Raw genomic sequence first — 16,538 nt, 5'->3', positions numbered from 1 at the left:
TTCAGAGGCGGCTGGACAGATCGTCCAGGGCCGCGCGTAAATCCGTGAACCGGAACTTGAATCCGGCTTCCAGCAAGCGTGCCGGCGTGGCCCGTTGACCACCCAGCAACAGCAATGACATCTCGCCGAGCCCGACCTTCAGGGCCAGGGCCGGCATCGGCATGAACGCCGGGCGGTGCAACACGCTGCCCAGCGTCTTTGCGAATTCGCGATTGCGCACCGGCTTCGGCGCGCACGCATTATAAGGACCACTCGCCTGATCGCGGTGCAGAAGAAAATCAATCAGGGCGATTTGATCGTCGATATGAATCCACGACATCCACTGCCGACCATTGCCCAACGGCCCACCCAGTCCGAGTTTGAACGGCAGCAACAGGCGCGACAAAAAACCGCCCTCGGCCGACAGCACCAGCCCGGTCCGAACCAGCACTACGCGGATGTCCATTGCTTCGGCCCGCTGCGCGGTTTCCTCCCAGGCAATGCACAACTGGCTGGCGAAATCGTCGACCACCGGTGGCGACTCTTCGGTCAACTCGCGCTCACCACCGTCACCGTACCAACCCACGGCCGAGCCCGAGATCAGCAGTGAAGGTTTCTGCCCGCGATTTTCCAGCCACGCCAGCAACGTTTCGGTGAGCGTGATCCGGCTGCTCCACAACAACGCCTTGCGCCGATGGGTCCATGGCCGATCGGCAATCGGCGCGCCGGCAAGGTTGACGATCACGTCGACCGGTTCATCGCCAAGGTCCTCCAGACGCGCGATGCCACGCACTTGAGTGCCGCAGATTTTCGCGACCTTTTCCGCACGACGGCTCCACACGGTCAACCGGTGGCCTTGACCCGACCAGTGCCGGCAGAGCTGACGTCCGATCAATCCAGTACCGCCGGTCAGCAATATGTGCATGACATCTTCCTCGCGTGGCGTTTTACTTCGATCACTAGTCTATTTTTATAAGCAGGGATCTTTTCTATCGGACAGGCTCTATTGTTTAACAATAGGCCAAGCTGTCAGAACGAAAACGCTGGAAGTTATACCAAAAAACAAAATTGTACAGGTTTCATCCACGGCGTAGTCTGTACAGAAAGGTAAACGAGGCCCCTATGACTGTACCTATCGCAATCATTGGCACCGGCATCGCCGGACTCTCCGCCGCCCAGGCCCTGACAGAGGCCGGGCACAGCGTCCAGTTGTTCGATAAAAGCCGCGGCAGCGGCGGGCGCATGTCGAGCAAGCGCAGCGACGCCGGCTCCCTGGACATGGGCGCGCAATATTTCACGGCCCGCGACCGGCGTTTCGTCACCGAAGTTCAGCGCTGGCAAAGTCAGGGCTGGGTCGCCGAGTGGGCGCCGCAGCTCTACACCTTTCATGGCGGACAACTGAACCTGTCGCCGGACGAGCAGACCCGCTGGGTCGGCTCGCCGCGCATGAGCGCCATCACCCGGGGCTTGCTCGATGGACTGGAAGTGCATTTCGCCTGCCGGATCACCGAGGTCTATCGCGGTGAAGAGCACTGGCACCTGCAAGACGCCGAAGGCTTCACTCACGGCCCCTTCAGCCATGTGGTGATCGCCACGCCGGCGCCTCAGGCCACCGCATTGCTGGCCGCTGCACCGAAACTCGCCGGGGCCGCTGCCGGTGTGAAGATGGACCCGACCTGGGCCGTCGCCCTCGCCTTCGACACGCCGCTGGATACGCCGATCGAAGGCTGCTTCGTCCAGGACAGCGCCCTCGACTGGCTGGCCCGCAACCGCAGCAAACCCGGGCGTGACAACACCCTCGACACCTGGGTCCTGCACGCTACCAGCGCCTGGAGCCGACAGCACATCGACCTGTCCAAGGAAGCCGTGATCGAGCACCTGCACGGTGCCTTTGCCGAGTTGCTGCACAGCGCCATGCCCGCACCGACTTTCAGCCTCGCCCACCGCTGGCTCTACGCCCGTCCGGCCACCAGCCATGAGTGGGGCACGCTGGCGGACGCCGATCTGGGGCTGTATGCGTGCGGCGACTGGTGCCTGTCGGGCCGGGTCGAAGGCGCGTGGCTCAGTGGTCAGGAAGCTGCACGCCGCTTGCACGAACACCTGCAGTGAACCGCTTTAATCCACGCAAACTGCTGCTGTCGAAATGGACAGCAGCCCTCCCGCAAAACCGTGAAAAGCACTTTCTGGTGACCGAACTGTTCCGCGACGAGGACGGCACGGTGCTGGAGATCGAAATGCAGGCAGTCCTTACCAGGCGCACCACGCAACTGGACTGGCATGTTTTGCAGGATGATGCGCACTGGAAAATGGGTTGGCGCTAGCCTTCGCCAAAATCTTGTACAAATCATTTGACTTGTACACCTTTGAATCTATGCTGAAGGAATGTTGTACAGAGTAAAAATTCTGTACAAATTCAGATTCGAGGTGCCGTCATGTCCGAACCGTCCCCACCCAAGATCGCCATCAGCGCCTGCCTGATGGGAGCCGAAGTGCGCTACAACGGCGGACACAAGGCATCACGGCTGTGCACCCACACACTCACTGAATATTTTGAATTCGTCCCGGTGTGTCCGGAAGTCGCGATTGGCCTGGGCATTCCCCGCGAGCCGATCCGGCTGGTGGGCGACCCGGATCATCCCCAAGCCCTCGGGACGGTTCATCGCGAGACCGACGTCACTGATGCGCTGTCCGCTTATGGCGAGAAAATGGCCACCGAGCTCGACGACATCTGCGGCTACATCTTCATGCAGCAATCGCCATCCTGTGGCCTGGAACGGGTCAAGGTCTATCACGCCAACGGTGCACCGATCGGCAGCGGGCGCGGGATCTATGCCCAAACCTTCTGCGCCCGACACCCCGACCTGCCGGTCGAAGAAGCCGGGCGCCTGAACGATCCGGTACTGCGGGAAAACTTCATTACCCGGGTATTCGCCTACAGCGACTGGCAGCAAGTGCTCCGGCAAGGCCTGAGCCGCCGCGCCCTGACCGACTTCCACTCGCGCTACAAATACCTGCTGATGGCCCACAACCCGGTGCAATACAAGGCGCTGGGCAATCTGCTGGGAAACATGAGCGGAATCGATCCCGTGGAACTCGGCCCGCGCTATTTCAGCCAATTGATGGCGGCGCTGACCACCTGCGCCACGCGCCGCACCCACAGCAACGTATTGCAGCACATCAGTGGCTACCTGAAACGGGCGATCAGCGCCGAAGACAAACAGGAAATGCAGCACGTCATCGGCCAGTACCGCCACGGCATCGTGCCGCTGGTGGTGCCGCTGACGCTGCTCAAACATCACTTTCGTCAACACCCCGATCCGTACATCGCGCAACAGGTTTACCTGCAACCGCACCCGGAAAACCTCAGCCTGCGAAACGCCATTTGATGAATGACTCACCCGACACCAGCGCCCGCGAAGACCTCGGCGCCGACTTCAAGAAAGCACTCGACGACGGCTGGCTGCCGATCCGCGAGGTCGCGCGCCAGACCGGCGTCAACGCCATCACCCTGCGCGCCTGGGAACGCCGTTACGGGCTGATCGTGCCCCAGCGCACACCCAAGGGGCATCGCCTGTATTCGGCCGAACATGTACAGCGTATCCAGCACATCCTCACCTGGCTCAACCGTGGCGTGGCGGTCAGCCAGGTCAAGCCGCTGCTCGATACACCGCAAACCGTCAACGAGCCGCTGGAAAACGAATGGCAGCACTTGCACCAGGCCGCGCTGCTGGCGGTCACGCAATTGAACGAGCGCAGCCTCGACGACAGCGTCAACCAGGCGATGGCGCTGTACCCGCCACGAACCCTGTGTGAGCAATTGCTGATGCCGTTGCTGGCGGACCTCGAACAGCGCTGGCAAGGCCAGTTCGGCACGCAGATGGAGCGAGTGTTCTTTCATGCCTGGTTGCGCAGCAAATTCGGCGCACGCATCTACCATAACAACCGTCAGTTGCGCACAGCGCCACTGCTGCTGGTCAATCAGTCGGATTTACTGCTCGAGCCACACCTGTGGCTCTGCGCCTGGCTGATCAGCAGCGCCGATTGCCCGGTACAAGTATTTGACTGGCCACTGCCGGCCGGGGAGCTGGCGTTGGCAATCGATCATCTAGAAGCCCGAGGCGTCCTGCTGTATTCCAGCAAAGCCATGAACCTTGTGCAGTTGCCCAAACTATTGAATGGCATCAGTTGCCCGAAAATGATTGCCGGACCAACGGTGTGCATCCACCACGCCGAGTTGTCCGTAAGAACCTCCGAGATCGCTGATCTGTACCTGGCCGAAGATCCACTGTCGGCGCATCAGGTGCTGATCGAGCGTGGGTTGATTTAATGAAGACTGTCGAGAACGCCATGCAATTGATCTGGCTGCGCAGCGACCTGCGCCAACATGACAACACCGCCCTGACGGCCGCTGCCGAGCGTGGCCCGACCGTGGCCGTGTACCTGTTGAGCCCCGATCAATGGCAGGAACATGACGATGCACCGTGCAAGATCGACTTCTGGCTGCGCAATCTGCGGGAACTGAGCGAGCGCCTCGGCAAACTGAACATCCCGTTGTTGATTCGCAGCGCCCCGCGCTGGGATCAGGCACCAGCGGTGCTGCTTGAGCTCTGCCGGCAATTGAAGGTCGAGGCCGTTCACGTCAACGAAGAATATGGCATCCATGAAAGCCGCCGCGATGCGGCAGTTGAACAAACGTTGCAATCTGAGGGTGTCGCATTTCGTAGCTACCTCGATCAGTTGCTGTTCAGCCCCGGCAGCGTACTGACCAAGACCGGCACCTACTTTCAGGTGTTCAGCCAGTTTCGCAAGGTCTGTTACGAGCGCCTGCATCGCTCGATGCCGCAGCTGATAAAGGCTCCCTCCGCACAGGCCCCGCTGCACATCGACAGCGATCCGGTGCCCGAGTCCATCGAGGGTTTCCCGATACCCGGCCAATCCCTGCGCGACCTGTGGCCTGCCGGTGAAACCGAAGCCCAACGACGCCTCGACACATTCGCCGACGTGCAGATCGACTATTACAAAAGCGAGCGTGACTTCCCGGCCAAGCCTGGCACCAGCCAGCTTTCGGCCTATCTCGCCGCCGGTGTGATCTCGCCGCGTCAATGCCTGCATGCCGCACTGCAAACCAATCAGGGCGAATTCGAAAGCGGCAAGGCTGGCGCCGTCACCTGGATCAACGAACTGCTGTGGCGCGAGTTCTACAAGCACATTCTGGTCGGCTACCCACGGGTTTCCCGGCATCGCGCGTTCCGTCCGGAAACCGAAGCCCTGGCCTGGCGCGATGCGCCGCAGGAACTGGCGGCCTGGCAGGAGGCACGCACCGGCCTGCCGATCATCGATGCGGCCATGCGCCAATTGCTCGAAACCGGCTGGATGCACAACCGCCTGCGGATGGTGGTGGCGATGTTCCTGACCAAAAACCTGCTGATCGACTGGCGCGAAGGCGAGCGCTTTTTCATGCGCCACCTGATCGACGGTGATCTGGCGGCGAACAACGGCGGCTGGCAGTGGAGCGCGTCGACCGGCACCGATGCGGCACCGTATTTCCGGATTTTCAACCCGATCAGTCAGTCGGAAAAATTCGACAGCGAAGGCTTGTTCATCAAGCACTGGCTGCCCGAACTGGCCGGGCTGAACAAGAAAGAAGTGCACAACCCGGCGAGTGCCGGCGGGCTGTTCGGCGTCGCGAACTATCCGCCGCCGATCGTCAACCTGAGCACCTCGCGGGAGCGGGCACTGACCGCGTTCAAAAACCTGCCCTCCCGTGCGTCTATCGGAGAAGGCCATGAGTGAATTCCTGAGCCGTTTCGCCCGCCAGTTCGCGCAGTTGAACAAGGACAATCTGCACAGCCTGGACGCGCTCTACAGCGAGGACATTCACTTCACCGACCCACTGCACGAAGTGCAGGGGTTGACGCAATTGCGCGACTACTTCAGCGAGCTGTACGCCAACGTCAGTGAACTGAGGTTCGACTTCCAAGGCTTCGACCAGATCGGGGACTGCGAAGGTTACCTGCGCTGGGTCATGAGCTACCGCCATCCGCGCCTGGCCGGCGGACGACTGATTCGCGTCACCGGCTGCTCGTACCTGCTCTGGCGCGACAAGGTTTATCGCCACCGGGATTACTTCGATGCCGGTGCGCTGCTTTACGAACATTTACCGATATTGGGCCGGGTGATCGCCTGGCTGAAAAGGAGATTGGGATGAGTCGTACAACTCCACGCCGTTATTGGCTGACCGGCGCCAGCAGTGGCATCGGTGCTGCCTTGGCGGAAGAGATTCTGAAAACCGGCGCACACCTGGCGGTCAGTTCCCGTCAGATCGCACAGCTCAAAGTGTTGTCGCAGCGTTACCCGGGACAGGTGCTGGTGGTGCCGGGAGATCTGACCAACAGCCAGACCGTGCGGGAAATCGGTGAACAGATCGCGCTGGACTGGGGATCGCTGGACAGCGTGATCCTCAACGCCGGCACCTGCGAATACGTCGACGCAAAACAGTTCGACGCTACGATCGTCGAACACGTGGTACGCACCAACCTGCTTGCCAGCAGCTATTGCATCGAAGCCGCCCTGCCCCTGCTGCGCAAGGGAACCGCGCCGCATCTGGTGGGCATGGCCAGCTCCGTCACCTACGTGCCGCTTCCCCGGGCCGAAGCGTACGGTGCATCGAAGGCCGGACTGCGTTATCTGTTCGAGTCATTGCGCATCGATCTGGCGGACGAAGGCATTGAAGTCACCGTCATCAGCCCGGGCTTTGTCGAAACGCCACTGACGGCGAAAAACGACTTCCCGATGCCATTGAGCTGGCCTGTGGATAAAGCCGCACGGCACATCTTCGCCCGGCTCAAGGAGCGGCCGCTGGAAATCGCCTTTCCGGCCTTGTTCATGGCGGCCCTGTGGCCACTGTCGAAATTGCCTGCCCGGGTACAGCTTGCCATCGGCAAGCGCATGGTACGCAGCAACCCACCGCTGCGGGATCTGACGTGAACATCGCCATCGTCGGCAGCGGGATCGCGGGGCTGACCTGCGCCTACCTGCTCAATCGCCGACATGACGTCACAGTGTTCGAGGCCGGCGACTGGGTCGGCGGCCATACGCACACTGTGACAGTGCAAGTGGACGGGCGTGATTACGCAGTCGACACCGGGTTCATCGTGTTCAATGACTGGACGTACCCGAACTTCATTCGCCTGCTCGGCCAATTGGGTGTGAGCAGCAAAGCTACCGAAATGAGTTTTTCGGTGACCGATCCGGACACTGGTCTGGAATACAACGGCAACAATCTCGACAGCCTCTTCGCCCAACGCAGCAATCTGTTGTCGCCGGGGTTCTGGGGCATGCTGCGCGACATCCTGCGCTTCAACAAGGAAGCCCGGCGCGATCTCGCCGAACAGCGGATCGCCAGCGACACCACACTGGACGACTACCTCAAGGCCGGCGGCTACGGCGAGCGTTTCATCCTGCATTACATCGTGCCGATGGGCGCGGCGATCTGGTCGATGCCGATGGCCGAGATGCTGAATTTTCCGTTGCAGTTCTTCGTGCGGTTCTTCGAGAACCACGGCTTGTTGTCGGTCAGCAATCGTCCGCAATGGCGAGTGATCGAGGGCGGCTCGAGTGCCTATATCGCACCACTGACCGAGTCGTTCAAAGAGCGGATCCGCGTGAACTGTCCGGTAAACCGGATCGAACGCAACGAACACGGCGTGGTTATCCACAGCCCTGTCGGCATCGAGCACTTCGACAAAGTCGTGCTGGCCTGCCACAGCGATCAGGCATTGCGGCTGCTGGTCGATCCAAGCCGTGCCGAACGAGAAATCCTCGGCGCCCTGCCCTACGCCGACAACGAAGTGGTGTTGCACACCGACACCCGCCTGTTGCCGACCCGCAAAAAGGCGTGGGCCAGCTGGAACTATCGCCTTGGCGGAGCCGGCCATACCCGGGCTGCCGTGACTTACGACATGAACATCCTGCAAGGCATCCAGAGCGACACCACATTCTGCGTCAGCCTCAATCAGAGCGCCGGCATCAGCCCGTCCAAAGTGCTTACCCGTTTCACTTATGCCCATCCGCAATTCAGCCTGGCGGCGGTGGCGGCGCAACAGCGCTGGGCGGAACTTGATGGGGCGCAACGCACCCATTACTGCGGCGCGTACTGGGCCAATGGTTTTCATGAAGACGGCGTAGTCAGCGCTTTGCGCGTGGCCGCAGCGTTCGGAGAAAGCCTGTGAACAGCGCGCTCTACAGCGGCTGGATCGCCCATCGGCGATTTGCCCCGCGCCGTCATGAATTCCGCTACCGGATCGGACTGATCTATCTCGACCTGACCGAACAGGACGCCGTGCTGAAGCTGTCGCCGCTGGCGGGCGTGAGCCGCTTCGCGCCGTTCTCGTTTCGCGAGAGCGACTACCTCAAGACCTTCACTGGTCGCGGTGTGCGGCTGATCGATGCGGTACGCCTGCTGGTCGGTAAGGCCCTCGGTCACGAGCCGCAGGGCTCGATCTGCCTGCTCACTCAGCCGCGCAGTTGGGGGCTGGCGTTCAACCCGGTGAGCTTCTTTTATTGCCACGAGGCCGACGGGCAACTGGCGGCGATTCTCTGCGAAGTCAGCAACACGCCGTGGCGCGAGCGTTATCACTATGTGCTGCCGGCGCGAGCGCCGACCAACGTACGCGACTTCCACCAGCACTTCGCCGTGGCCAAGGCGTTTCACGTATCGCCATTCCTGCCGCCGGATCTGGAATACCGCATGAGCTTCAGCCCCGCCGCGCAAACCCTGGGTGTGCACATGGCCGACTGGCAGGGCGAACACAAACTGTTCGACGCCACACTCAACCTGAAACGCGAACCTCTCGATCGACGCAACCTGCACCGGCATCTGTGGCGTTTTCCCTGGATGACCGCCAAGACCGCCCTCGCGATCTATTGGCAGGCCCTGCGATTGCTGCTCAAGCGCACACCACTGTTTTCCCATCGGACGGCTGACGACAGCTTTCGAACCGCCACTGCGACTCCCGAGGAGCACCGCCATGAAATCCTCTAGTGTTTCGGCCAGAGCCGCCATCCCGTTCAGTACCCACGGCATCACCGGTTCGCTGCTGCGCCGAGGTGTATTGCGCCAGCTCGCACAACTTAGGCATGGGCAACTGGTGGTGATCGAGGACGGCGAACGCCAAGTCTTCGGCACACCGGGCAGTGCGTTGCAGGGCGAAATTCATGTCCTCGATTCGGCGGTGTGGGGCATGGTCGCGGGTAACGGCTCGATCGGTGCCGGTGAAGCCTTTACTCATGGTTACTGGAGTTCACCAGATCTGACGGCCGTGGTACGCATCTTCGTCAGCAATCTTGAGGTGCTCGACGGCATGGAGGGCGGACTGGCGAAAATCGGCCGGCCGCTGGTGCGCGGTCTGCATTGGCTCAACCGCAACACACGCAAGGGCTCGCAGAAAAACATCGCCGCGCACTACGACCTCGGCAACGATCTTTTCGAGCAGTTTCTCGACCCGACCATGATGTACTCGGCAGCGCAATTCCTTAGCCCCGACGACAATCTGGAACAGGCACAACTGAACAAACTGGAACGGATCTGCCAAAAACTCGCACTCGAGCCCGGCGATCACCTACTGGAAATCGGCACCGGCTGGGGCAGCATGGCGCTGTATGCCGCGCAGCACTATGGCTGCAAAGTCACCACGACCACGCTGTCAAAAGAGCAATACGCGTTCACCGCCCGGCGCATTGAAAGCCTCGGCCTGCAGGACCGGGTGACGCTGCTGCTCAAGGACTACCGCGACCTCACCGGCCAGTACGACAAACTGGTGTCGATCGAGATGATCGAGGCGGTCGGCCATCGTTTTCTGCCGACCTACTTCAAACAATGCGCGCACCTGCTCAAGAGCAACGGCCTGATGCTGCTGCAAGCGATCACCATTCGGGACCAGCGTTACGAGCAGGCGAAACGCGGCGTAGATTTCATTCAGCGCTACATCTTCCCTGGCGGCGCCCTGCCCTGCGTGCAGAAGATGCTCGAAATCGTCAGCCGTGACACCGACATGAACCTGCTGCACATGGAAGATTTCGGCCTGCACTACGCCAGAACCCTTCGTTTATGGCATGAGAACTTTCGCCATGCCCACGGCCGTCTGAGCGAATTGGGCTACGACGATTATTTCCTGCGGCTGTGGGAATTCTATCTGTGCTACTGCGAGGGCGGCTTCCTCGAACGCACCATCGGCACCGCGCAATTGCTGTTGGCCAAACCGGCGGCCATGCCGGCACCGTTGCTCGGACGCTTCGATGCTTGAGCGGATCGCCAACGCGGTTCTGTTCCAGATCGGCTGGCTGGCCTGCGTGCTCGGCGGCAACAGCCTGTGGTTACTGGTGGCGCTGGCAGTGCTGGTGATTCATCTGAGCTGGATCAGCAGTTGGGCGGCAGAAGGCCGACTGATTCTCGGCGTGGTGATTCTGGGCACCGCCGTGGACAGTGGCCTGCGCGGTCTTGGCGTCTTTGAGTTCAAGGATCTGTCGCCGCTGATTCCGCTGTGGCTGATGTTGTTGTGGGCACTGCTCGCCACGACGTTGCGCCATTGCCTGCATTGGAGCGCCCGGCCATGGTGGCTGGCGAGCGCGCTCGGGGCTGTCGGTGGCGCGTTGTCGTACTGCGCCGGTGGACGACTGGCCGGGGTGCAGTTTCCCTACGGCGAGTTACCGACTTTGATCGGCATCGGCCTGTTGTGGGCGTTGCTGTTTCCGTTGTTGCACGTCTTGTCGCGGCGGCTGGTGCAGTAATCGTCCGTCAGGGCTTTCACACGCGCGCGGGTCACTGCCGTACACTGCGCCCATGAAAACCATTCCCCTCCAGCCAATCGACGACGAGCCCGCCGTCACCTGTTCGACTTGCGCGGCCTGCTGCTGTCAGCTCGAAGTCATGCTGATCACCGACACGGGTGTGCCCGAGCGCTATATCGATACCGATGAGTGGGGTGGGGAGGTCATGCTGCGTCTGGACGACGGCTGGTGCGCGGCACTGGATCGCGACACGATGATGTGCACCATCTACGAAAAACGTCCGCTGATCTGCCGCGAATTCGAAATGGGTGCACCGGAATGCATCGACGAACGCCAGGGAATCGCCACGGCGTATCGCTGAATACAAAAAAGGAGCGCTTGGCGCTCCTTTTTCATGGGTCTTACAACGGCAACGTGTAGTGCAGCGAGTAGCTTTCTACCCCGTCGTTGTTGCTGCTCAGGCCAGCGTTGGAATAGTGCGTGGCCCTGATTCCGATTTCATGCCCGCCATTGAATCGCAGGCCGAAACCGATGCGGTCTTCGAACTGGAAGGCCCCACCGATATTGTTGTCTTCGTACTGGGTGTTGGAGAACAACGCCACCCCGATCCCTGCTTCGACGTAGGGTTTGACCGACTGACCGGCGAATTCGTAAACAAAAACCGGCGAGAACGAAAGACTGTTGTTGCTGGAGGTCTTGTCACCTTCCCAGTAAGTGTAGGCGCCGCTCCAGTAACCGGTCAGGCGACCGACATCGCTTTGCAGCCAGCTCTTGTCCCAGTCGAAATTCATCCCCAGGCGATAGGTCATCGTTGAATCGCTGGTGGCGCCAACCCCGAATTCCACGCCAGCGGCCTGTGCAGTAAAACTTTGCCCCATCAGTGCGGCCGCAATCGCGGCCAAGCAGAATAGTCGCTTCACGTTGAAACTTCCTTTTCCGGAACGATCGTTTGGTTTTTAGGTAACTCAGCGGTATAGAAATCGGCGCTTAAACAGAAGTTCACCCGATATTCGGGTTATTTCACAATCTTTTTACAAGTGGAAGCGTTGCACATCGCCAGGCGTTTGTCCCAGCAACGGCAGAATGTTTTTCAAGGATTGCGGATCGGCGCTGGTCCAGAATCTGGCGGAGCGATTCGGGCCGGCAGCAAGCAGATCGCGCTCGGCCAGCAGGCGCTGAAGTTGCCGGGCCACGGCGGCGCCGGTGTCGATCAGGCTGATGTCGTCGGGGAGCATCGTCTTGAGCAGCGGTTTGAGGAACGGATAGTGGGTGCAGCCAAGAATGATCGTGTCGCAACCCGCGCCCAGCAGCGGTTCGACATAGCGGTGAAGCAGCTCGCGCAACTCGGCGCTGTGCAGGTCGCCGCTTTCGATCAGCTCCACCAGTCCCGGGCATGGCTGGGTGATGACCCGGATATCGGTGGCAAAACGGTCGAGCAAAGCCGCGAACTTCGCGCTCTGCAGGGTGCCGGTGGTGGCGAGGACGCCGACCACGCCGCTGCGTGTCGCCGCAGCTGCCGGCTTGACCGCCGGCTCCATGCCGACAATCGGCCAGTCGGGAAAATCACGCCGCAAATCGGCAACGCCGGCCACGGTCGCGGTATTGCAAGCAATCACCAACGCCTTGGCGCCCTGCTCGCGGAAAAAACCGGCCATCACGCTGCAACGCTGGCGAATGAATTCCGGGGTTTTCTCACCGTAAGGAATGTGCCCGCAATCGCCGAGGTACAGCAGCGATTCATTGGGCAGCAGCTGCTGGATTTCCGCCAGTACCGACAGGCCACCGACGCCGGAATCGAATACGGCGATCGGCGCCTCACGCATGGTGCGAACCACAGACGCTGCATCCCGGATCACGCTTGACCCGCAGCTCACGGAATCGCGAGCCCAGCGCATCGATCAACAGCAGACGCCCCACCAGTGGCTCGCCGAAACCCGCCAGCAGCTTCAAGGCTTCCAGCGCTTGCAGGCTGCCGACCAGACCCACCAGCGGCCCGACCACGCCGGCTTCGCTGCAAGTCAGTTCGGCTTCGCTGCCGTGACCGTACAGGCAGTGATAGCAAGGGCTCTCGGCGCGACGCGGATCGAACACCGACAGTTGTCCTTCGAGGCGGATCGCCGCGCCGCTGACCAGCGGTTTGCGCGCCGCCACACACGCGGCGTTGACCGCTTCGCGGGTGGAGAAATTGTCCGAGCAGTCGAGCACCAGATCCACCGCGGCCACGGCGGCGGCGAGAGAATCCTCGTCCAGCGCCTGACGATGGGGCACCAGTTTGATTTCAGGATTGATTGCGCTCAGGCGCTTGAGCGCGGAGTCGACCTTGGTCATGCCGACGCTGTCGGTGTCGTGGATGATCTGGCGTTGCAGGTTGGTCAGGTCGACCGTGTCGAAATCCGCCAGATGCAACTCGCCGACACCCGCCGCCGCCAGATACAAGGCAACCGGAGCGCCAAGACCGCCGAGGCCGACGATCAGCACGCGGCTGTCCTTAAGCTTCAACTGGCCATCGATGTCGATGTGTTGCAGGAGGATCTGCCGACTGTAGCGCAACAATTCCTGATCATTCAGCACGGCAGGCGCCCCAGGCTGATCCGTTGATGGCCGCCCAGATCGGTGCGGCTGTGGACTTCTTCGAAACCTTGCGTCAGCAACAGATCGCGCACGGCTTCGGCTTGATCATAGCCGTGTTCGAGCATCAGCCAGCCACCGGCCTCCAGATGGGCCGGCGCCTGGGCGATGATCAGACGCAGATCGTCGAGCCCGTCGATGCCGGCCACCAGGGCGCTTTCCGGTTCGAAACGCACATCGCCTTCCACCAGATGCGGATCGGCGGCGCGGATGTACGGCGGGTTGCTGATGATCAGCTCGAAACGCTTGCCATCGAGTGCGCTGAACCAGTGACTGCTGAGCACCGTGGCGTTGTCCAGGTGCAGACGCTGACGGTTGCGCTCGGCCAGGGCCACGGCTTCCAGCACGCGATCCACCGCAGTGACGTTCCATGCCGGACGCTCACTGGCCAGGGCCAGGGCAATCGCCCCGCTGCCGGTGCCGAGGTCGAGAACCTTGGCCGGGGTCGCCGGCAGCAATTCCAGTGCGGCTTCCACCAGCAACTCGGTGTCCGGACGCGGAATCAGCGTGTGCGGCGCGACTTCCAGATCCAGTTTCCAGAAACCTTGCTGGCCCAGAATGTAGGCCACCGGCTCGCCGCTGCGGCGGCGTTGCAGGTATTCGGTGAAGACCAGCACGGCTTCGCTCGGCACGATGCGTTCGGGCCAGGTGTGGAGAAAACTGCGGGACTTGCCCAGTGCCGCAGCGAGGAGCAGTTCGGCATCCAGGCGTGCGGTGGGCGAGTCCGGCAGTTCGGCGGCGCGCAACAGGCTGGCGATGATGGTCATTTATTCACCTATCGCTGCCAGTTGGTCGGCCTGGTATTCGGCCAGCAACGGTTCGATCACCGCTTCGACGCCACCGGCGAGGATTTCGTCGAGGGAATACAGGGTCAGGTTGACGCGGTGGTCGGTGACCCGGCCCTGGGCAAAGTTATAGGTGCGGATCCGCTCGGAGCGGTCGCCGGAACCCACCAGCAATTTACGCTCGCTGGCGATGGCATTGGCCGCCGCCGTGGTCTGCTGGTCGTTGAGCTTGGCTGACAGCCAGGCCATCGCCCGTGCACGGTTCTTGTGCTGGGAACGCTCTTCCTGGCACTCGACCACGATGCCAGTCGGCAAGTGGGTGATGCGGATCGCCGAGTCGGTCTTGTTGACGTGCTGACCACCGGCCCCGGAGGAACGGTAGGTGTCGACGCGCAAGTCCGCCGGGTTGATCTCGATCGCTTCCTGCTCGTCGGGCTCCGGCAACACGGCCACGGTGCAGGCAGAGGTGTGGATGCGGCCCTGGGATTCGGTGGCCGGCACGCGCTGTACGCGATGGGCGCCGGACTCGAACTTCAGCTTGCCGTAGACATTGTCGCCTTCGACCCGGGCGATGACTTCTTTATAGCCGCCGTGCTCGCCTTCGTTCTCCGAGAGGATTTCCACGCGCCAGCCGCGCTTTTCGGCATAGCGCGAGTACATGCGGAACAGGTCGCCGGAGAAGATCGCCGCCTCGTCGCCACCGGTGCCGGCGCGGATTTCGAGGAACACGTTGCGCCCGTCGTTGGGGTCCTTGGGCAGCAGCATGCGCTGCAACGTGGCTTCCAGCTCGACGAGTTGCTCTTTGGTTTCGCGGACTTCTTCCACGGCCATTTCGCGCATGTCCGGGTCGCCGTCCTTGAGCAGTGCCTGTGCGCCTTCCAGATCGGCCTGAGCCTTGAGCAGCTGTTTATAGGCTTCGACGACCGGCTCGACTTCGGCGTATTCCTTGGAATAGGCGCGGAATTTGGTCTGGTCGGAAATGACTTCAGCGTCGCCGAGCAGCGCCGTCAGTTCCTCGAAACGGTCCTGGAGGATATCCAGCTTATTGAGCAGTGACGCTTTCATTGCGGTTTTTTATCCGAAAAGCTATCCGGTGAGCCCTCGAGGGCAAAGAGTTCCTGGGCCATGGCCAGCGCATCGAGGCGGCCTTCGGCAGAAAGCTTTTTCAACTGCACGCTCGGGGCGTGCAGGAGTTTATTGGTCAGGCCACGGGCCAATTGGCCCAGCACGTCTTCGGCGTTACCGCCGTTGGCCAGCAGGCGCAGGGCCTTTTGCAGCTCTTCGTCGCGAAGGCGTTCGCTCTGTTGACGATAGGCCTTGAGGACATCGACCGCCGCCAGCTCCCGCAGGCGCAACATGAAGTCGTCGGCGCCGACCGAAACCATCTCTTCAGCCGCTTGCGCTGCGCCCTGACGGCTCTTGAGGTTTTCGGCGACCACTTCGTGCAAATCGTCGACGCTATAGAGGTAAACGTCGTCGAGTTCGCCGACTTCCGGTTCGATATCCCGGGGAACGGCGATGTCGACCATGAAGATCGGCTTGTGCTTGCGCAGCTTCAGCGCGCTTTCAACGGCGCCCTTGCCGAGGATCGGCAACTGACTGGCGGTAGAACTGATGACGATGTCGCTGCGCACCAGTTCGGCCGGGATGTCCGAAAGCAACACTGCGTGGGCACCGAACTGCTCGGCCAGCAGGCTGGCGCGCTCCAGGGTCCGGTTGGCGACCACGATGCGCTTGACCCCGAGCTCATGCAGATGGCGGGCGACCAGGGTGATGGTCTCGCCGGCGCCGATCAGCAAGGCCTGGCTGCGTTGCAGGTCGCTGAAAATCTGTTTGGCCAGGCTGACGGCGGCAAACGCCACGGACACCGGGTTCTCACCAATGGCGGTATCGGTACGCACTTGCTTGGCGGCGTTGAACGTTGCTTGAAAAAGTCGCCCGAGCAGCGGACCGATGGTGCCGGCCTCGCGGGCCACGGCGTAGGCCGATTTCATCTGGCCGAGAATCTGCGGTTCGCCCAGCACCAGCGAGTCGAGCCCGGAGGCGACGCGCATCATGTGACGAACTGCCGCATCATCTTCATGCACATAAGCACTCGCGCGCAGCTCATCGAGGCTTAAATGGTGATAGTCGGCCAGCCAGCGCAGCACGATATCGGCCGAAAGCTGATCCTGTTCTATATACAGCTCACTGCGATTGCAGGTGGAGAGGATCGCAGCTTCGCGGCTGTCGGTGAGTCGGCAGAGCTGCTGCAAGGCCTCCACCAGCTGCTCAGGGGTAAAGGCCACGCGCTCGCGGACGTCTACTGAAGCAGTCTTGTGGTTGATACCGAGTGCAAGGAAGGCCATTCAAGGTCGC

Annotated in this window: 19 protein-coding genes; 12 read left to right on the top strand and 7 right to left on the bottom strand. The window is 61.4% G+C overall.

Annotation, left to right across the window (positions count from 1 at the left end; all coding sequences use genetic code 11):
* Position 1: 1 nt before the first annotated feature.
* Positions 2-904, bottom strand: coding sequence for a TIGR01777 family oxidoreductase (locus CAF87_RS26585; RefSeq protein WP_085733634.1), 903 nt, complete (start codon positions 902-904; stop codon positions 2-4).
* A gap of 197 nt (positions 905-1,101) precedes the next feature.
* Here CAF87_RS26585 and CAF87_RS26580 point away from each other — a divergent pair, with 197 nt between their 5' ends.
* The 12 genes from CAF87_RS26580 to CAF87_RS26525 all read left to right on the top strand — a co-directional run bounded on the left by CAF87_RS26580 (position 1,102) and on the right by CAF87_RS26525 (position 11,128).
* Positions 1,102-2,088 (top strand): NAD(P)/FAD-dependent oxidoreductase, encoded by a 987-nt coding sequence (locus tag CAF87_RS26580; protein ID WP_085733633.1) that lies wholly within the window; start codon positions 1,102-1,104, stop codon positions 2,086-2,088.
* Positions 2,085-2,300, top strand: a complete 216-nt coding sequence (locus CAF87_RS26575) for a TIGR02450 family Trp-rich protein (RefSeq protein ID WP_085733632.1) — start codon at positions 2,085-2,087, stop codon at positions 2,298-2,300. The genes CAF87_RS26580 and CAF87_RS26575 overlap by 4 nt, the downstream gene beginning before the upstream one ends.
* A gap of 111 nt (positions 2,301-2,411) precedes the next feature.
* Positions 2,412-3,365, top strand: a complete 954-nt coding sequence (locus CAF87_RS26570; protein ID WP_085733631.1) for a DUF523 and DUF1722 domain-containing protein — start codon at positions 2,412-2,414, stop codon at positions 3,363-3,365.
* Entirely contained in the window at positions 3,365-4,306 is a 942-nt protein-coding gene (locus tag CAF87_RS26565; RefSeq protein ID WP_085733630.1) for a MerR family transcriptional regulator, read from the top strand. The genes CAF87_RS26570 and CAF87_RS26565 overlap by 1 nt, the downstream gene beginning before the upstream one ends.
* Positions 4,307-4,326: 20 nt before the next feature.
* Positions 4,327-5,772 carry a deoxyribodipyrimidine photo-lyase gene (gene phrB, locus CAF87_RS26560; protein WP_139831752.1) on the top strand — a complete coding sequence of 482 codons (1,446 nt, stop codon included), beginning with the start codon at positions 4,327-4,329 and terminating at the stop codon, positions 5,770-5,772.
* Positions 5,765-6,187, top strand: coding sequence for a nuclear transport factor 2 family protein (locus CAF87_RS26555; protein WP_085733628.1), 423 nt, complete (start codon positions 5,765-5,767; stop codon positions 6,185-6,187). Before phrB ends, CAF87_RS26555 begins: the two co-directional genes overlap by 8 nt.
* Positions 6,184-6,966 (top strand): SDR family oxidoreductase, encoded by a 783-nt coding sequence (locus CAF87_RS26550; RefSeq protein WP_085733627.1) that lies wholly within the window; start codon positions 6,184-6,186, stop codon positions 6,964-6,966. Before CAF87_RS26555 ends, CAF87_RS26550 begins: the two co-directional genes overlap by 4 nt.
* On the top strand, positions 6,963-8,210 hold the full coding sequence (locus tag CAF87_RS26545) for an NAD(P)/FAD-dependent oxidoreductase (RefSeq protein WP_085733626.1): 1,248 nt from the start codon (positions 6,963-6,965) through the stop codon (positions 8,208-8,210). Before CAF87_RS26550 ends, CAF87_RS26545 begins: the two co-directional genes overlap by 4 nt.
* Complete coding sequence (locus CAF87_RS26540; RefSeq protein WP_085733625.1) at positions 8,207-9,022, top strand: DUF1365 domain-containing protein; 816 nt, start codon at positions 8,207-8,209, stop codon at positions 9,020-9,022. Before CAF87_RS26545 ends, CAF87_RS26540 begins: the two co-directional genes overlap by 4 nt.
* The gene (locus CAF87_RS26535; protein ID WP_085733624.1) at positions 9,009-10,283 is read left to right on the top strand and encodes a cyclopropane-fatty-acyl-phospholipid synthase family protein; all 1,275 of its coding nucleotides are present in this window, start codon (positions 9,009-9,011) and stop codon (positions 10,281-10,283) included. The genes CAF87_RS26540 and CAF87_RS26535 overlap by 14 nt, the downstream gene beginning before the upstream one ends.
* Positions 10,276-10,767 (top strand): DUF2878 domain-containing protein, encoded by a 492-nt coding sequence (locus CAF87_RS26530; protein WP_085733623.1) that lies wholly within the window; start codon positions 10,276-10,278, stop codon positions 10,765-10,767. Before CAF87_RS26535 ends, CAF87_RS26530 begins: the two co-directional genes overlap by 8 nt.
* Positions 10,768-10,819: 52 nt before the next feature.
* Positions 10,820-11,128: a YkgJ family cysteine cluster protein gene (locus CAF87_RS26525; protein WP_085733622.1), complete on the top strand. Its 309-nt coding sequence runs from the start codon at positions 10,820-10,822 to the stop codon at positions 11,126-11,128.
* Positions 11,129-11,168: 40 nt separating this feature from the next.
* Here CAF87_RS26525 and CAF87_RS26520 read toward each other — a convergent pair whose 3' ends face one another.
* The 6 genes from CAF87_RS26520 to hemA all read right to left on the bottom strand — a co-directional run bounded on the left by CAF87_RS26520 (position 11,169) and on the right by hemA (position 16,528).
* Entirely contained in the window at positions 11,169-11,687 is a 519-nt protein-coding gene (locus tag CAF87_RS26520; RefSeq protein WP_085733621.1) for an acyloxyacyl hydrolase, read from the bottom strand.
* 111 nt (positions 11,688-11,798) lie between these two features.
* A complete protein-coding gene (murI, locus tag CAF87_RS26515; RefSeq protein WP_085733620.1) occupies positions 11,799-12,590 on the bottom strand; it encodes a glutamate racemase in 792 nt (263 codons plus the stop codon).
* Positions 12,583-13,338: a molybdopterin-synthase adenylyltransferase MoeB gene (locus CAF87_RS26510; RefSeq protein ID WP_085733619.1), complete on the bottom strand. Its 756-nt coding sequence runs from the start codon at positions 13,336-13,338 to the stop codon at positions 12,583-12,585. The genes murI and CAF87_RS26510 overlap by 8 nt, the downstream gene beginning before the upstream one ends.
* Positions 13,332-14,162 carry a peptide chain release factor N(5)-glutamine methyltransferase gene (gene prmC, locus CAF87_RS26505; RefSeq protein ID WP_085733618.1) on the bottom strand — a complete coding sequence of 277 codons (831 nt, stop codon included), beginning with the start codon at positions 14,160-14,162 and terminating at the stop codon, positions 13,332-13,334. Before prmC ends, CAF87_RS26510 begins: the two co-directional genes overlap by 7 nt.
* On the bottom strand, positions 14,163-15,245 hold the full coding sequence (prfA, locus tag CAF87_RS26500; RefSeq protein ID WP_085709293.1) for a peptide chain release factor 1: 1,083 nt from the start codon (positions 15,243-15,245) through the stop codon (positions 14,163-14,165).
* Complete coding sequence (gene hemA / locus CAF87_RS26495; protein WP_085733617.1) at positions 15,242-16,528, bottom strand: glutamyl-tRNA reductase; 1,287 nt, start codon at positions 16,526-16,528, stop codon at positions 15,242-15,244. The genes prfA and hemA overlap by 4 nt, the downstream gene beginning before the upstream one ends.
* Positions 16,529-16,538 lie beyond the last annotated feature (10 nt).

The sequence above is a fragment of the Pseudomonas sp. R38(2017) genome, assembly GCF_002112395.1.
Classification (GTDB): domain Bacteria; phylum Pseudomonadota; class Gammaproteobacteria; order Pseudomonadales; family Pseudomonadaceae; genus Aquipseudomonas.
Note: the sequence above shows the minus strand (reverse complement) of the source record. Positions and strands in the feature narration are given on the sequence as shown.